Origin of the sequence: Flavobacterium adiutor, assembly GCF_048282555.1 — a bacterium.
Lineage (GTDB): Bacteria > Bacteroidota > Bacteroidia > Flavobacteriales > Flavobacteriaceae > Flavobacterium.
Genome location: NZ_CP182487.1, coordinates 647,117 through 665,537, shown reverse-complemented (window position 1 = coordinate 665,537; position 18,421 = coordinate 647,117). Strand labels below are relative to the sequence as shown.

Below are 18,421 nucleotides of genomic sequence, written 5' to 3'. Positions count from 1 at the left end.
TTATTTTTATTCGGACACTAATTTCTCCAATTTTTCTGAAAACCCAATTTCTTTTCCGTTTTTATAAATCCTAAACCCTTTTCCTTTACCATATTTCTCTCCTGTTTTATCCCAAAGAATCGTGATAATATTTCCGTGATACAACACATTGTCCAGACAAAACCAATCCCATTTATCCTGTGGAATCAACGGATTCACCTCAATTTTTTCATCCGCTCTTGGGCGTAAACCAACTAATCCCGTAATCATCAAATCGTTAAAAGTCGAATGATTGTAATAACGGCTTCTTTCTTTGTCGCCCATCAGCCAATAGCCTGTCTTTTCGTCCAGATATTCTCCAATGTATGGCTTTCCACGGTAATATTGCGACTGCACATACAAATCCATTTGTTTGAAATAATCGGTTTTGGCAACGAAAGTCTGATTGTAATTATTCAAAACATTCGCCAAAGCCGTCAAAGTCTGTGAACTTGCGAAAGGCCAAATCGCACCATCCCATTCGCAGGTTCCGGTTCCGTGGGTTCTAAAACGCGGACTTCTGCGCTCTGCTGTTGTCAAACCAAAAGGTGCCGAAAACCCTTTTTCATCCTTAATCTGTTCCCAGGCTTTTTCGAAACCTTTGTCTTTTTGTGGCAGATTAAAATACCACGGAATAAATCCAATCGCTTCTCTTACTTGTGCCAGCGTATCTTTTTCGGTAAACGTTTCAAAAAATTCACTTTTCGTATTCCATAATTTTGTTTCCACTAATTGTTGCAAAACCTCGGCTTTGGCTTTAAATTTAGCCTCCACTTCTTTGTCGCCTTTCATCGATGCCATTTTCGAAATCGCTACGGCATTTCCAAACATATAACTGTTAATCGTCGGTCTTGCATTTTGTACTTTTCGCCCACCACTCAACGATTCTTCCATTCCGTCTTTTACATCGTGTTGCCAAAACAAACCATCTTTGCGCTGACGGTCTTTTTCCCAAACCGCATAATCCGTCACCATATCCGGGTACATATCCAACAAGAATTTTTCATCCTTATTCACCAAATAACGATTGTACAACGCATCAGCCGTCCAACTACTGAATTTATACAATTTGTTCATCGGTTTTCCTTCATTGCCTCGGTACCAAATTTTCACATCCTGCTCAATGTACTGCGGATCATGCACCCAGCGGAATTCATTGATGTGATGCCCAACTGCACAGGCAATCAAATTGTATTTATCGGCATACGAACGATCTACTAAAAACTCTGTAATTGCGAAACCTAGTGGCGTTTTCTTGATGTGTTTTCGAGCCGTCCACCAACGATAATAATAAATCTCCTCAAAATTCTGCTGTGGACATTCAAACAACGGAACATTCTTTTCCATCCACGTCCAAGCGCTGTCATTCGGAATCGCAAATTTCAAATTCTCGTCCTCCATCGTATTGAAATAATCCACATAATGCTTAAAATTATCCGCTTTCAAAACAACAGAAGTTCCTTTTTTAGATTGCCCCGCACCCGATTTACAACCGCTGTTCAAAGCCGAAATCAGAATAACAAAAGCAATTATTTTGTATTTAAAATTTGTAACCATTTTAATCTATTTTTAGTTCACCATATAAGTCATATAAGTTCATTAAAGCTAAACTTACATTTTATTATATCCCTTATATGGTTTAATAATTTAATTTTTGGGGCGTGTCCCTTCAGATTGCTTCGTCGTTCCTCCTCGCAACTTCGGGTCGTGCTGTACGTTCCCGCTTTTTTTTGTTCGGCGAAAAAGCCTCTCACAAAAAGAGCTCCACTGCCATCACTCACGCGGACTAACAATCACGTTTTGTCATTGCGAGGAACGAAGCAATCTCACTATCCTAAGCAAACTCAGTAAATCATTGGAACGGATAAAGCAAATGTGATTGCTTCGTTCCTCGCAATGACTAATTCGCAGAAAAACTATAAGTCTGCCCCGCTTTCATCACCACATCATATTCATTGTACTTTGGCAATTGCACTTTAGGCAATTTCGCTTCTTTAGAAATAATCGGCTTCTTCACTTCCACCTCATAAAACAACGGATTCGGATTTTTACCTTTTGCTTTTTTAAATGCAATTCCTTTGTCTGCTTTCAAAGTGTTTTCCAATTTCAATCGGCAGTTTCCTCCTAATTTTGAGTACACTTTCAAAGTCGAAACTTTATTGTTTTTCCAGGTCATATCAATTACAAATCCGCCACGAGTTACCAAACCTTTGATGCTTCCGACTTTCCAGACCGTTGGCAACGCCGGCAATAAATGAATCGCATCTTCCTGACTCTGCATCAGCATTTCGGCTATTCCGGCAGTACAGCCGAAGTTACCGTCAATCTGAAACGGTTGGTGAGCATCAAGCATATTGGGGTAGGTTCCGCCCCCTTTTCTTTGGTCAGCGGTTACTAAATGCAATTGATCCTGAATCAGTTTATAAGCGTGATTTCCGTCTAATAATCTGGCCCATAAATTCACTTTCCAGCCCATTGACCAGCCTGTTGATTCGTCGGTTCTGTAAATCAGCGATTGTTTGGCTCCTTCAAATAATTCCGGTGTTTTGATTGGCGAAATCTGATTACTCGGAAACAAGCCGTACAAATGCGAAACGTGTCGGTGATTATCTTTCGGGTTGTCCCAATCGTCCTGCCATTCCTGCAACTGATTGTGTTTACCGATTTTCATCGGTGGCATTTTTGCCAATGCTTCACTTAATTTTTTAGTGTAGTTTTCATCAGGAGCCACCAGATTCGAAGCTTTAATCACATTCGAAAACAAATCAAAAACCAACTGATTGTCCATCGTAGTTCCCGAAGCAATAGTCGATTTTCCGGTTCCTCCAGCGTGTGTGTTTTCAGGAGAACTTGACGGCACCACCACCAAATATCCTGTGTTTGGATCGGTAATCATAAAATCCAAAAAGAAATCCGCTGCTCCTTTGATTACAGGATAAATTTCTTTTAAATAATTGAGATCGCCTGTGTACAAATAGCGTTCCCACAAATCCTGCGAAACCCAGGCACCTCCAGTCATCCACATTCCAGACGCGGCTGAATCTACCGGAGCGGTTACGCGCCAAATATCAGTGTTATGATGCAAGACCCAGCCGTTGGCATTGTACATTGTCTTTGCTGTTACCGCTCCCGTAACGCTCAACTCTTTTGCCATTTGGATAAAAGGCTCGTGCATTTCGGTAAGGTTTGTTACTTCTGCCGGCCAGTAATTCATTTCGGCATTAATGTTGGTTGTGTATTTAGAATCCCAGGGCGGCATTACCATATCGTTCCAGATTCCCTGCAAATTAGCTGGCTGACCGCCTGGCTGTGAACTTGAAATCAATAAATAGCGTCCAAACTGAAAATACAAACTTGCCAATTGCGGATCGAATTGCGTCTTGAAATCACGAATTCTTTCGTTCGTTGGTTTTTTGATGGCATCGTTTGAACCTAAATCCAATGCCACTCTGTTGAAGAATTTTTGATAATAGGCAACGTGTGCATTTTTGATAGTTTCAAAATCTTTTGAAATCGCTTGTGCCAAAAACGATTTGCTTTTCGCCACTTCGTCTTCGGTAATGTCCTGATAGTTTTTGAAATTGGTTGCTATCGAAATATAAAGCGTTACCTCATCGGCTTTATTGATACTAAGGATTCCGTTGCTGGCCGAAACTTCTCCGCCTTTATTTTTGGCTTCCAGTCTGCCCTGAAATTTTACTTTTCCTTTTACGTTTTCGAAATTGGTTCCAACTCCCGAAAGGATAATTTGGTTTCCTTCAGTCGACGGAACGGTTTTGTCAATCGGGCTATTCATAAAAACATTCGCCGTAATCTGCCCCGGCTGACTCGCTGACAATTTCACGACAATCACCTGATCCGAAAACGAGGTCAGTATTTCTCTGGTAAATTCTACTCCATTTACGGTGTATTTTACTTTTGCCGTAGCGTTTTCGATATCCAAATCGCGGTAATAATTGGTGTATTTTTGATGTCCCGGAAACGAAATATAAACGCTTCCAAAAGTCTGGTACGGCATTCCGTCATTGGTTTGCGACATAATATCTCGGGTCGCCAAATCCTGTGCTTCGTCAAATTTTCCTTCGAAAACTAATTGTCTTACTTTTGGCAACGCCTCAATTGACTTGGTGTGTGCGTTGCTGTTTGGCGAACCTGCCCAAATGGTTTCTTCGTTCAACTGCAAACGCTCCACAGCAGGATCGCCAAAAACCATTGCGCCCAAACGGCCGTTACCCAAAGGCAAAGCTTCGTTCCAGATGGTTGCGGGTTTGTCATACCACAATTTTAGTTCGGTTTTGTTTTGCGCTGTTGTGGCTAGTGAAACAATCCCGAAACAGAGGACTGTAATTTTACTTCTTAAATTCATATTTTATATTTTTGGACACGAATTGCACGAATTAACACGAATTCGTTTGTGTTGAAAATTTCAGGAATTCCTGCAAGGTTTCCAAAACCTTGTAGGTATGTTTCTTTTAACCGAATACCTACAAGGTCAAAAAAGACCTTGCAGGATAACAAAAATCAATTCGTGCTAATTTGTGAAATTCGTGGCTATTCTTTTTTACTTCTTAACCTCGTAAACCTTCAGATTTTTTTCTCCGAACATTTCATATAATTTGTTGATGTCTTTCAAGGCATTTTTAGGCAAATTTTCGGCTTTGTTGCCAAAAACATATAACTTGTCGTAAGCCTCAATCACACAAGTCGATTCGTCGATTTCGCCTTTTTCGTTCTTCACTTTGTTCAGATCCAGACCTAAATATTTCGCCATAAACGGGTACAGCGCCATACGTTTTGAAACGCCAAAATCGTGACCTTCTTTCGCAAAATGAGCATTTTCTACCAAATCTTTCTTGCCGTACAACTCGTAAGTTCTTTGAATAAAAGGGAATTCCAATTCGGGAACTGCGAGCGTCCAGTCTTTTCCGTCGGACACAATCAACTGTGGTTTTGGCGCCATCATTGCAGAGATTTCGGCATTGTTGGTTCCGTTGCCACAAAGATGGATTCCGCGACCGCTCTCGCACGGACAACCGCCCGAAAAATGCGAGGAAACCATCACCACGGGAGCCGAAACCGTGATTCGATCGTCTAAAGCTGCCAAAAACATCGTGTGCGAACCTCCGCCGGAACCGCCGGTAACGCCAACCCGCGAAACATCGGCATTTTTTATGGTGGCCAAATAATCCAATAATCGGATACCGCTCAGGACCTGAACGGTTGAGGCGATGCTGTTTCGGTGCGTTTCTTCTGGAAATTGCAATAAGGATTCGCCCCAGGCAAATAAATCGTAACTTACGACAATAGCACCCATTTTGGCCATTATGGCACAACGGTACTGCTCGTCTTTTCTATATCTACCATCGCCGAAATGCCCGTCGGGCGTCAAGATAATTGCTGATTTTTTGTTTAACGGATACGGTTTGTAAATCGATCCTGTTGTGTAAACTCCCGGAAGAATTTCAAGTGCAATGTTCTCAACGCTGTAATCTTTGTAAATTCTTTTTGGGGTTAAAAGTGGTTTAGACTTTGGTGTTGGGGGCGCCTTGTCTAAACCAAATGACGTAATCATACATGCTTTTAACTCCTTTTTTCGTTTTTCCCAGTCAGTGGTATTGGAATACAAAGTGGTCAGATAATTCAATCTCTCTTTTCCTTTATCAACAGAAACTTTATGATTTTCATATTTACGAATGATGTAACTTTCGTCTGGCTGTTTGAAATACATGAGCTCAAACGGCGCCAGAATATTGGTTAGCGAAATTGAAAGGTTTCCCGGCTCAATACGCCAATCGGCATAATCGAGTTCTTTGCCTTTCAATAGTCCACGGTCATCATTTATGGTCACATTAAAAATGCTTCCTATTTTTTGAAGTGTTTCCGAAACTGGCTTTCTAAAATTGGTGTCTGATGTGCATTGTGCATTTGCAAGTACCAGTCCGAATACTGAAATCAGAAAAGTGAATAATATTTTTTTAATTGTTGTCATTTTAAATCTTATATTTTGGATTCTATTGTATATTTTCCAGAGCCTAATTTTAAATTGTTAACCGGTTTTCCATTAACTTTTATTTCCTTAGCTGCAGCAACCGGCAGTTTTATAGTGGCTGATGTATTCGCAGGAATTTCCACTTTGAGGATAAATTTTCCGCCTTTCTTTTCCCATGCCGAAGCAATTTTTCCGTAAATCGACTGGTATTCTGCTTGGGCGAAAGTCATATCGCCCACAACTTCCGGTCGAATGAAGAAATGTTTGAATCCAGGATTTTCAGCATCGGGAACAATTCCGGCAAGGCTTTGATAAAACCATTCTTCGATTTGCCCCATCATAAAATGATTCCAAGAATTTCCTTTGCGCGGATCCCATTGCTCGGTGAGAGTTGTTAGTCCAAATTTTATCTGAAAACCATACCCCGGTGCATCATAATGATTGTTCATTTTGTACATCAATTCATTTTCACCGTTTTGTGCCAATGCCTGAAACAAGTAGCGGTTTCCGACATCGCCAGTTGTCAGTCGGTCGCCTTTGGCTTTAATGTCGGCTACTAAATTCTGCATGACTGCCTGTTTGTAATGCGGTTCTACAATATCCATAAAAACCGGAACGGCGTTGCTAAACTGACTGCTGGTTCCGTATTGTTTGGTTTCGGGATTGAAAAATTCTTTGTTGAAAGCGTTCTTGATATCCAACGTCAACTTTTCATACTTTGCAATGTCTTCTGTTTTGTTTAATAATTTGGAAGCTTTTGCCAATAAACTCGCTCCGTAAAAATAATGAGAAGTGGCCGAAAGTGCAATCGGGCTGTTTTTAGAATAACCCGCCGGATGCGTTCCGTAATCGTACCAATCTCCCAATCCGTGCGAGACAATATGATTATTGGCTTTGGTTGCTAAATAATCTACATATTTTTTCATCACAGGATAATATTTTTCGATCAACGAAGCATCGCCATAATATTCGTAATACATCCAGGGCAAAATTACGCCCGTCACGCCCCATTCTGGAGAATCGGTGAAATCACCTCCAAAAACTACATATTCAGGAACGATCGTCGGTATTAAACCATTATCTCGTTGCGAATCCGAAATGTTTTGCATTGTTGCCGGAATAAAACTTTCCAGATTGTAATTGAACATCAAGCCTGGACCGTTCAAATGAATTTCTTCTATCCAGCCTAATTTTTCACGTTGCGGACAATCGGTGAAAATGCTTTGAAAATTACTCTTTATGGCGTTATTGATCAACAAATGGGTTTTATTGAAAATGTCATTGGAACATTCAAAGGTTCCCGCTTCACCAGCCGAATTATAAATGAAATTCGATTTCAAATCTACTAATGTCGGCAGGTTGTCATTCTTGGTTTCTTTGTAATTGATGTTCTCTATCTGAACGTATTGAAAACCATAATAACTAAATTTCGGCTGCCACTCTTCAACCCCCTCACCTTTAAGCATATAGTCGTAATAATAGGGTTTTCCTGTTCTTCCCTGACTCACAGTTCCGTCTTCATTGAGGCTTTCGCCTACCCAGACACGAACGGTCTGTCCTTTTTTTCCTTTTACTTTTATGGTCGTAAATCCGGATAGATTCTGTCCCATATTAAAAATATAAAAGTTAGGCTTCAGCTCTTTGGCTTCCTTAACTTCGTATCGCTTTTGAACAGTAACTGGTGTCGTCGTCTGAGGTCTTAAAATGCCTTTTGGTGCTTCCTGAGTAACTACTTTTTTCCAATTTATATCGTTGAAACCTCTACCGTTCCAGCCTTTTTGTTCTAAATTAGCATTGTAATCTTCTCCTCCAAAAATACTGTTGTAGGTAATCGGGCTTTTGCTGTATTTCCAACTTCCATCGGATTTAACGATTTCCTCTGAACCGTCTTTGTAGGTGATTTTCATTTTGAAAAACAAAGTCGGCGGGCCAAAACTCAAGTAAAACTTCGAATATCTTTCAGCCAAAGTATTGTACATTCCGTTTCCTAAAAGTACTCCAATTACATTTTCGCCTTTTTTTAGTTCTTCAGCGGATAATTCATAAGTGTTGAAATTGACCGTTTTGTCGTAATCTGTCCATAAAGGAGCAAACTCGCTGTTGCCGATTTTCTTTCCGTTGATGGTTAATTCATAATGTCCCAAACCTGAAATGTAAACCACGGCTTCTTTTATTTCTTTTTTTACTTCGAAAGGCTTACGCAACATAATACTTCTGCGTGACAACGAATCGGAAGCATTGATTAATGAGGCTTTTTTCTCTTTGTTGAAAGTGGCGGTGTGGTAATTTCTTCCTTCCGGTAAATGACTGTCGGCTTTGGTAATCGCACCAATCCAGACTGGATTCAAATCTGATGCTAAAGGTGACATTCTAAACGAAGCTGTTTTACTCCAATTGGATGCCTTGCCTTTTTGATTCCACACTTTGACTTTCCAAAAATATTTGGTTTCGCTTTTTAGGGGAGTTCCACTGTAAGTAATTTGAAGATTTTTCTCTGAATTTACTCTTCCGCTGTTCCAGATATCTCCGTTGTCTTTTTTTAGATTTTCTTCCGAAGAGGAAACCAAAATCTGATAACCTATTTGTGAGGCATAAAATTCTTTTGAAACCAACTGCCAGCTTAATCTTGGCTGGTTAGTATTTACTGCCAATGGATTTTCTGTCATTTCACATCTCAAATGCACAGCAGAAATTTGTCCATTCGAAATGAATGATATTAGAAGACAAATTAAAAAAAATATGTTTTTTATATACTTCATATTTATTTTTTTGCTCGCAGATTTTGCAGATTGAGCAGATTTTATTTTTTTATTTTTTTTTTAAAAGTATTCAAACAGTTTATTACCATGCCAAAGCCTCTTTTTGTCATTCCGAGGAACGAGGAATCTCCGCTTGCTATTCCGCACTGTTGAGCTTCTTACGGAGATTCCTCCGCCGTCGGATGACAATATTGTGTAAAACCTATTAGTCTTAATCCTTACTATTACAATTTCTTTGTAACTACCGACTCAATATTAAAAACCGCTTCGGGAATTAATTTTCCTGTATCCGGTAAATCGGTGAAATCCGGTGTATCTGGTTCTGTGTCGGCATTTGGTGTGTAACGCTGATCGCCTGTGCGGAACATAATACGTGAAATACCATCGACCGGAGCGTAGAATATTTTGTTGGTTTCTTTGCCGTCATTCACTTTGATAGTGTACGAACGGGAAGTTACATCCAGTTTAACTGTAATCGTATAGTCTTTTCCGGCTTCGTATTTTCCAATTCCGCCGTGACGTGCTCCGTGTTTCACTTTTATTTCGCCATCTTTATCAAAAACTATTCGAATTGCAGGCAAACCTTGTTTGTTTTGAAATTCCACCTGCAATAATCCGTGGTTATTTTGTTCTGGTTTTACGATGAAAGTTGCTTCCATTTTTTGTGCAAACGGAATCACACGCTCGGCACGGGAATAGTCAAAAAAATCCTGGTCTCTTAAGGTTAGCCATTTTTTGCCGTCTGTTTTCTTCTCAATCTTTGTGGAAGCCCATGCTAAATCGTAGGTATTCCACCATTTTAATTCTTCACCGTTTGGCAAATCATTGAAAACATCGTTGGCGTTTTCTTTGACTTCGCTGGTTACGGGAACGGGTACAGATGCCACCCAAATATCTTCTTTGTTGAGGCTGTAACTTACCCAAAGTTTTCCGTCTGGCGGAGTTCCGTTTCCTTCAAGGATTCCGCGAACGTATTGGGGTCCGGCAGATTTGTAGTTTCCTCCGTAACGCATCGGACTTACTTCGCCGTGAACCAAGAATAAATCTTTATAATTCAATCCGTCATCACTGGTGGAAATTGCCAATGGCCAACGGTATTCCGAAGGGTTATAAACGGTTGCATAACGGTTATCCGAGGTTTTTTGTCCCCATATTTTAGCATTGCTGTTCACAAATCCTGGTGCTCTTACCGGAGTATATTCCCAGGTTTTACCTTCATCTTTACTTAGGGATGTCAAAGCAAATTTCCATAAACCGACTATGTTTCCGTTTGGCAAATGGTAATAATTGAAAGCTTTGTATTGTTTTTTTAATGGAATCAATTCGTCATCACGATCGGCTTCTTCTACCCATTGTTGCATTAACAATGGTTTGGATAATAATTCGTTACAAGCTTTGATGAATTTCTTGTCTTTGCTTTTAGTATAAAATGGAAAGGTTGTTGGCAATGGATTTCCGGTTTTGTTGTATCGGATAAAATAAATGGGACCATAGGTTCCGTCTTTGTAGATTTCACGAACTACACGACCAATTCCTTTTCCGTCATTCGGGTCGTCTTTTTTGTCTAAGGCAACTCCATAATAACCGGTTGCCAGTAATCTGTTGTCGGATGAAACATAGAATCCCATTCGCTGGTGCATAATGGCATCGATGTTTTTGGCAACGCCTTCTACTCCCTCTTTTTTGAATCCATCTGGAACATGATAAATTGGAAAAAGAACGGCTGGTTTTGTCCAGTTCACCCCATCTTTGGAGGTCATTATAAAAGTCTGACTCGGCGGAATGTGTTCTCCGGATGGGTCGCTCAAATAATGCAGGTAAAAGGTATTGTTCCAATACGCCATCATGGACTGGTGATTGTACGTCCAGCCAAAACCATCTGCTTTTTCCGGATGTTCTCTGCTGGCACGCATAATCTGCGTAGCGTGAACGCCAACCGCCGGACTCAATTGCCCGTGGTGGTAATCGATATTGGAAAGTGTTTTGCCTGTATATCGTATCGTGTCTTGTTGGGCTTGCACCGAATTAACTGCGACACAGCTCAACAAAAGGCTTGTTGCTGTTACGATATTGGTTTTTATGTTTTTAAGTGCAATCATTGTTTTTATTTTGATAACTCCTGAGACCTAACAGGTTTTGAAAACCTGTTAGATCTGTTGAAGATAAATTATTTCTTTTCAATTAATCCTTTTAGAAGTTCTTCGGAAATTGTTGTAATGGTTCCGTGTTTGTGTCCTTCTGGCAATTTTATTTTGGAGGAAACATCTTCAAACTTCACAAAATCTGATGTGCATAAGGCTTTGTAATTTTTAGATCCGTAATTATCATAATACAGCAACCAGTTTTTACCCACTTTTACAACCGTTGGCCCTTCTGATAAATATTCGGTCAAAGGCTTTGATCTTTTTTCGAATGGGCCTAAAGGCGATTTTCCAAAAGCTACTTCTATGTTTCGCATGGGTCTGGTGTTGTCTTTCAGCACCAGAACATAATCTTTCTTCCCTTTTTTGACAATCACACAATCGATGACGCTAAAGCCTGGATCATAGTATAATTTGGCATCCGAAAAGGTTTTGAAATCTTTAGTTGTTACGTAATACATTCGGTGGTTGTTTTTCTCGTCTTCTACTCCTTTTTCGAATCGGAATGGGATTGTGGATGCCCAGATGATAATGTATTCTTTTTTGACATCATCGTAAAAGATTTCGGGCGCCCACACGTTTACGACTTCGGGTTCGTGTTTCATTACCGGAATGTATTGTTGTTCCGACCAATGAATTAAATCTTTTGAACTGGCGTATCCAAAACCGTTTCCGCCTTTCCAGTCGGTTGTCCAAACCATGTGATAAGTTCCGTCTGCGCCTTTTGTGATGGAGGGATCACGCATTATTTTGCTGGCTCCAATTTCAGGTTTTAGGAATGATCCTTGAAGGCCTTTCCAGTTGTAGCCGTCTTCGCTGTAAGCCAGATACAAACCTTCCGTAGCAGGTTCACGAAAAGAAGTGAAAAGAAAAATTTCTTTCTTTTTTTGGGAATAGCTGACAGCGAAAAGTGAAAATGTTAATATGACGAATATTTTTTTCATTGTTGTGTTTTTCTCCTGCAAGGTTTTGAAAACCTTGTAGATGTTCCATATTTTTTTACCACAAATTGCGCAAATTTTAATTATCCAAAATTGATATATTGTATCATTTTTTAACACACAGAAACATAGATTTTGTTTGTCTAAAAAGGCGTTTCACTTTTTATAAAAACACAGAACTCTGTGAATACATACAAGATCAAAAAAGACCTTGCAGGAGATCCGTGCATTATTCTAAGATTGCTTTTTTATTCAGGTCTTTTCCTTTTTTCACAACTGTAGTCACATTGTTGAACACGTTATTTTTAAGGAAGATATTTTGGGTGTCTTTTCCATTGGCTTCGATGAAAATATCGGTGGCGTTGAACGGAAAATTGTTGTTGATCATCATATTCGAAGCATTGTCGATTTTGATAACCGGGATTCCTTTAATCGGCGTTGAAGAACCTACATTGTCCAAAATCAGGTTTTTTGAATCACTGATTTTGAAAGAAGACCCCACTGTTGCATTGACTTTTACATCGTGAAATTCTACGTCGGTCGCCGTATTTATCGTGAAACCTTCCTTGCCGTCCATATTGATGTTCGAGAACGTGATGTTCTGGATTGGCATTTCAACGATTCCGCGAACGAATCCGGCTTTGTTGACGTTTCCGCCCGTAACGTTGCTGATGTGGATGTTTCTGAAAATCGGCGTGCGCTCTGTAACGGGCTCTACAGGATTGTCTTTGTCGTAGAAAAGATCCAGAATTATGGCTTCTTCCTTGATGTTTTTCATTACGATGTTATCGACGCGAATGTCTTCTACAACTCCTCCACGACCACGAGCGGCTTTGATGCGGATTCCACGATCGGTTCCGTCGAAAACGCAATTTGAAATCGTTATTTTTTTGATTCCGCCTGACATTTCGCTTCCGATAACGACACCTCCGTGACCGCTTAACATGGTACAGTTGGTGATGGTTACGTTTTCGGTTGCTTTTCCGTATTTACGACCGTCTGCATCGCGCCCTGATTTGATAGTGATACAGTCGTCGCCCACGCTGATGTGGCAATTCGAAATGTGAACGTTGGTACAGGACGAAGGGTTTATTCCGTCTGTGTTTGGCGAATGCGGATTAAAAATAGAGATTCCGGTTACGGTTACGTTATCACAGAATTCAGGATTTATCGTCCAGAAAGGTGAATTTTTGAAGGTTACGCCTTCGATTAAAATGTTTTTGCAATTGTAAGCCTGAAAAAAAGAAGGTCTGAAAAAGTGTTTGTCAATCGTTCTTTTATAGTAAGGCTCGTATACGATTCCTTTGTTTTGCTCGGTCCACATTTTTTGGTATTTGGTTTCCGGAATTGGACCTTTGGCGGTTTCGATTCGGTACACTTCATTCCACCACGCTTTACCTTGTCCGTCTATTACGCCTCTACCTGTGATGGTGATGTTTTCGACATCTTTGGCATAGAACAATGGCGAGAAAGACTGCATCACTATTCCTTCATAACGCATTTCTACGTACGGAAGGTAGTCATCGAAATTCTCTGAAAATTTTAAAAGTGCACCTGAATCCAAATAGATGGTGATGTTGCTTTTTAGTTTTAAAGCGCCTGTTAAATATTCTCCGGCTGGAAAAAAGATGGTTCCGCCTCCATTTTTAGATGCTTTTTCGATAGCGTTTTGAATGGCTTCGGTGCATTTTATGCCTTTGTTGTTTCCGCCTTCGTTTAGGATATTCAGCCAGCCGTCATTTGCGAAAGCGGTGTTTAGTCCTGTGATGAAGAAGAGTAGTATTATGATATTTTTGATTTTCATAGTGTGTTATTTTAGCACGCAGATTTAGCAGATTATTTCTTTGATGTTAGAATTAAAACCCAGTCGTTTCCGTCTTCTTTTTTGCCGGAAGGCTGAAATTCTTTGGTTCCTTTGTTTTCAAAAACACCAATTTTTGTTTTTTTTCCGTTTCTTGGGTTGTACCACGTTCCGGTTACTTGATCACCTGAAATTTTACCCATATTCACAGTGATTTTTCTTCCATTATAGGTATAAATCAAAGCATAATCATTTCCTCTTGTTGCCACCTGATAATCGTATTTTTCTCCCTGATTAGCAACCAATGACTGATCCGGAACTCTTTCTAAATATGGAAACTCCAACATCAGGTTTTTAATGTGTACCATTTGTTTCGCTCCTGGTGCATTGATGGCTGAAGTCCATAATTCTTGGTTCCCATAGGCTGGTTTATCGCCTTTTCTGAAAATCTGCATTACGGCATTATGTCCATAAGTATACCCTGCTCCACCTGCAAAAACCGACCAGTATCCGTAACGTCTTACATCATTCGCGGTCCATTTTGGTTGTAAAGTGTCGTGGAGACCATGTGGAATTCCTTCGTAAGATGGTTCTCCGTCTAATGTTGGTTTGGTTGGTTTTAAATCCCAGTCTCTGTGAACGAATTTGTAATTATCTTCTTTGAAAGGTTTCACCGAATCCTGATCGTATCTTCTGTGACCGGACTGGAACATATTGAAATCTAACCAGCTTGCATTATGAAAATTCTCTGATGAATCGGTTCTTCCGAATGGGTGAAAAGTCACTAATTGGTCTGGGTTACTTGTTTTTAAAATACTTCCGAGTGCGTTCCAAATGTCCTGAAATTTGTCTCCATAGGTATCGCCACCGTTAAGCCAAATCACATTGGTTTTGTTTTTATATCTGTTGGCTAAAAACTTGGCGTATTTTTCAACATCCGCTTTCGTTACTTTACTTTTAGCACTACTAATATTAGTTCCCCAAACCGGAACCATTGCTAAATAGATTCCGTTTTTTTGTGCTACTTCCAACGTGTAATCTATGTGATCCCAGTAATCGTATTCGGGAGCATCTTTTGGATCGTTGCCCGGTGACGTAATTTGCTGGGATAGATTATCATTCATTAAGGCCTGATCGCCATAAGCATTTACAGCATTCACATTATGCAAAACCATTACCTGAACAACATTGAATCCTTTTGCTTTTCGGTCCTGAAGATATTTTTCTACACCTTTTCTGTCCAGTTTTCCGAATGTCAACCAGCCCGTATCGCCTAGCCAGAAAAATGGCTTACCGTCTTCGGTAACAAAATAGTGCTTATTTTCCGAAACTTTGATTTTTGGTAAAGGTTTTGATTTGGCAGATTGAGAAAATCCGCTTTGTGTCGTCAACAGAAAGCTTATGCTCAGGGCGAATAAGTATTTCAGGTTCATTTTATTTTATTTTGAATTGTGTTTTATCTTTTCTCGCAGATTTTGTAGATTTTAATCTGTGTAAACTTTAAATCTGCGGCTAATTTTTCTTTATTACAAACAGTACTTTTTCTTTGATTTCAGCTTGTGGAATTATGACTTGTTTTCCTCCGCTGATATTTGCTTTTTTTGTAATATTCCCATTTGATGCATTAATTTCATACACTTCGAAAGTTCCTTTATGATTGGATAAATCGATTGAAACATCCTGATTGGTTTTCAGATAAAAAAGATAAGAATTCCCTTTGTTTTCAAGACTCCAGAGCTTATCTGAGAAAGTAGTTCCTTCTGCAAACTTCATACCAGTAAGGGCAGAATTAAAGGCAGAAAGTTCAATTTTTGGAACATTTGCCAAAGAGGCTCCTCCCATTAATGCCGGCCAGCCAAATCGTGGTGCTCCCATTGTGGAATACAACACTGCCTTTTCCGGATATTTTTCACGGTATTCACGAACGGAGCGGTACACCTGCTCATCTGTTTCTTTTCCGGTTTTCATTTTACGGGCGTGCTGGCGTGGTGCTAAATTCTTTCCGCCTTCTGGAGCATACAGCGTTCCGTCTTCTTTATAATACCAATATCTGATATCAATTACATCAACGGTTTTGGCTCTTACTTCATCATTTAAAATAGCATCCTGAACGTCTTTTGTGGCACTTAAAGCGATTTTGGATTCGTTTTTATTCGACTTTTCGTAATTGGCTATCACATCAATCCAAAATTGCATAAAGCTCAATGGCCCTGTATATTCCGCACTTGTGAACTGCAGAACATTGGCGTTGTCTTTGAAGTTTTCAATATTTTTTTCTATGAATGCTACGTGCAGTTTACGGATGTCGGCATTTTTTACATCATAAAATTGTTCGGCAAGGAAAATCCTTTTGTCACCTGCATAAGGCGGTGGTTCCGGCAATCCGGTTGTATTGATATTATTGGCCGGACGCCATGGTGAACTCGACCAGTGCGCTCCTGCTTCTAAAATATTATGCTGGAAATAGGCTTGGTTTAAAAGTATCTTATTTTTTTGTCCAGCTAATTCTGCAAAAGTTTTTAATCGGTTCCAATAAAAGGCATTGTATCGGGTCAAATCGTATTTGCTCAGATGATCCCAGGCAATTCCCTGCCCGCTTCTGTCAAAAGGCTGTTCGTAGAATGGCGCCCAGACATCGGCATCAATTCTTCTAATACGCTCGTGATCGGCCATTCTTTGCTCGTACCACAATCCGTAATTATGGTCGATTGCCGATTTATTATTTTCGACTAAATAATTTACGGTTTCCTCCAAGTTATCAGTATAACCAACTCCATAATGTCCCGGAACAAATCTTGTAATATGTGGTCTTGATTTGGCAATTTCAGATTCACGCAAACTGCCTCTCCACCAAGGTACATCAACAACTTCTCCTGTAATTACGCCTTTTGAAGTGGCTAAAAATCCATTAGTTATGGTTATTTTATCGATATTGGTATTTGTAACTATATCTGATTTTACTTCGTCAATTCGTTTTGCTTTCGCATAATCAATTGCGATAGGATTTCTGGTTGATGCTTTGCTAATAAAATCTTTTAAGGTTTCGTTTAATTTATAAGCTTCGGCTGTTAATTCTTTTGCCTGTTCCAATGTCGGACTTGAAGAAGGTTCTGTGCCTAAATCCATTATTTGGGGATCCATAGGCAATTTACCCAAACGTTGTTCTAGCAAAGCATAAAATAAACTTCTTGGACTGATGTGATTGTTTACGTCTTTCCAGTGTCCGTTTCCTGCCCATTGCGCCCATACTCCAAATGCCCAGTTATTGGCTGTTGGCGGACTGTAATTTTCTATTTTGGATGCCGAAGTTTCCCAGATAACGCTGTTGGCAACATTCCAGCCTAAACCTCTTCCGTCCTGCTCTTTGTTCTTGAAACTGATCGCATTTCCATCAATCAGTGAAACATCAAAAAGGATTCCGGTTGCCCAGCTTCCGACAGATCCGCTGAAACTGTATGGCAGATGTGATTCGCACTGCAAAAAGACGTTTGGTCCTGCAGTTGCATAACCTCCAACAACAAAATCATTGTATCCAAATTCAGAATAGCATCTTTGAAATAAAGTCTGCTGTCCTTCTGTATAAAATGTGTTCCTTCTGTGTGCAGCGATTTCTGAAACTGGGTTGAGCGACAGACAATCTTCGACTGTAATTCTTTTGGCTGTTTTTAAAACCGAAACGGCACTACCTGAAAATTGTTCAAAATTGACTTGTCGTACCCAAACATCTTCAGCATTTTGAACAGAAATTCCTGTCCATCGGTGCTGTTCATCTTTGGGATTTGTCGTGTCAAATTCTGATTTCAAGATCATGTTTTCTACACCAACGTTATTAATTCGGCCTGACCAAATGTAATTTTCAACAGTTGATTTTGATAATTCTTCCTCCAATGCATTCGTTAAAGGTGCATCAATCGTAATTTTATTTCCCTCAACAGCTATAATTTCCCTGTCGGCACGAATTACGAAATCATCTGCTTTCCAGCCTATCCATCCACTTTCTCCGCCAAAATCATTCATTGACAAAAGGTCAATCCAGTTTTTTGTAATGGGTGTATTGATTAGGATGCGATCTCCTTTTTTAAAGGTATTAGCATTTTTTACCATTAAAACAGTCGCTCCAAGTGGGGTGCAATTAGTCGCTAATTCTGTCGTTTTTTTAAAAAGACGGTTATCGATTCCGCTGATATTGACAATCGCTTTTCTGTTGATTGTGGTTCCCAAAAGTACTGTTCCGTTATTTTCTGAACCGCTCCCTCTCAGTACAATTCCACTTTCTTTAATATTGATTTCGCCTGAAACTTTGAAGATTCCTTTGTCTAAAAGTATCGTTCCTTTAAAACCAGTTGCATCGGATTTGAATTTAGCAACATAATCTATCGCTGACTGAATTGTTTTTGTAGCATCTCCATCGATATGCGGAACAAAAACTTTGATTACTACATTTGGAATCGCAGCCGAAGAAGCTTTATACCCTGCATACGAAAAATCCGGAATCTGATTTCCTTTTGCATCAGCGATGCGTTCCAGTTTTCCCTCTTTGGATTTTGTAATATCGGGAAATGTGTTTTGTGCGTTGGTAATATTGGCACTAAAGAAAATAACAAAACAGGATAAAACGAGTAAATCCTGTTTTGTTATGATATTTTTGAGTTGATTCAAATTCACTTTAAAATATTATTTGAATGAGTTTATTTTTGATTGAACCTCAACGCTCTCTTTGTCATTCCGACGAAGGAGGAATCTTCAGTAGTTGCTCACGTTGCGGAGATTCC

At 39.7% G+C, this 18,421-nt stretch carries 9 protein-coding genes; all 9 read right to left on the bottom strand.

Translation table 11 applies throughout. The features are described 5' to 3' along the window. Positions 1 to 6: 6 nt before the first annotated feature. Positions 7 to 1,575, bottom strand: coding sequence for an MGH1-like glycoside hydrolase domain-containing protein (locus ACNC7R_RS02745; RefSeq protein ID WP_417939486.1), 1,569 nt, complete (start codon positions 1,573 to 1,575; stop codon positions 7 to 9). A gap of 343 nt (positions 1,576 to 1,918) precedes the next feature. Continuing rightward, positions 1,919 to 4,384, bottom strand: a complete 2,466-nt coding sequence (locus ACNC7R_RS02740) for a glycosyl hydrolase family 95 catalytic domain-containing protein (protein WP_417939485.1) — start codon at positions 4,382 to 4,384, stop codon at positions 1,919 to 1,921. A gap of 195 nt (positions 4,385 to 4,579) precedes the next feature. After that, the gene (locus ACNC7R_RS02735; RefSeq protein WP_417939484.1) at positions 4,580 to 6,007 is read right to left on the bottom strand and encodes an acetylxylan esterase; all 1,428 of its coding nucleotides are present in this window, start codon (positions 6,005 to 6,007) and stop codon (positions 4,580 to 4,582) included. 8 nt (positions 6,008 to 6,015) lie between these two features. Beyond that, positions 6,016 to 8,673, bottom strand: coding sequence for a glycoside hydrolase family 78 protein (locus ACNC7R_RS02730; RefSeq protein ID WP_417939483.1), 2,658 nt, complete (start codon positions 8,671 to 8,673; stop codon positions 6,016 to 6,018). Between the two features lie 317 nt (positions 8,674 to 8,990). Then, a complete protein-coding gene (locus tag ACNC7R_RS02725) occupies positions 8,991 to 10,865 on the bottom strand; it encodes a six-hairpin glycosidase (RefSeq protein WP_417939482.1) in 1,875 nt (624 codons plus the stop codon). Between the two features lie 68 nt (positions 10,866 to 10,933). Continuing rightward, the gene (locus ACNC7R_RS02720) at positions 10,934 to 11,851 is read right to left on the bottom strand and encodes a glycoside hydrolase family 43 protein (protein ID WP_417939481.1); all 918 of its coding nucleotides are present in this window, start codon (positions 11,849 to 11,851) and stop codon (positions 10,934 to 10,936) included. Between the two features lie 226 nt (positions 11,852 to 12,077). Then, on the bottom strand, positions 12,078 to 13,652 hold the full coding sequence (locus ACNC7R_RS02715) for a glycoside hydrolase family 28 protein (protein WP_417939480.1): 1,575 nt from the start codon (positions 13,650 to 13,652) through the stop codon (positions 12,078 to 12,080). A gap of 32 nt (positions 13,653 to 13,684) precedes the next feature. Further along, positions 13,685 to 15,082 (bottom strand): glycoside hydrolase family 140 protein, encoded by a 1,398-nt coding sequence (locus ACNC7R_RS02710; RefSeq protein WP_417939479.1) that lies wholly within the window; start codon positions 15,080 to 15,082, stop codon positions 13,685 to 13,687. A 79-nt stretch (positions 15,083 to 15,161) separates the two neighbouring features. Then, positions 15,162 to 18,314: a DUF6298 domain-containing protein gene (locus ACNC7R_RS02705; protein ID WP_417939478.1), complete on the bottom strand. Its 3,153-nt coding sequence runs from the start codon at positions 18,312 to 18,314 to the stop codon at positions 15,162 to 15,164. Positions 18,315 to 18,421 lie beyond the last annotated feature (107 nt).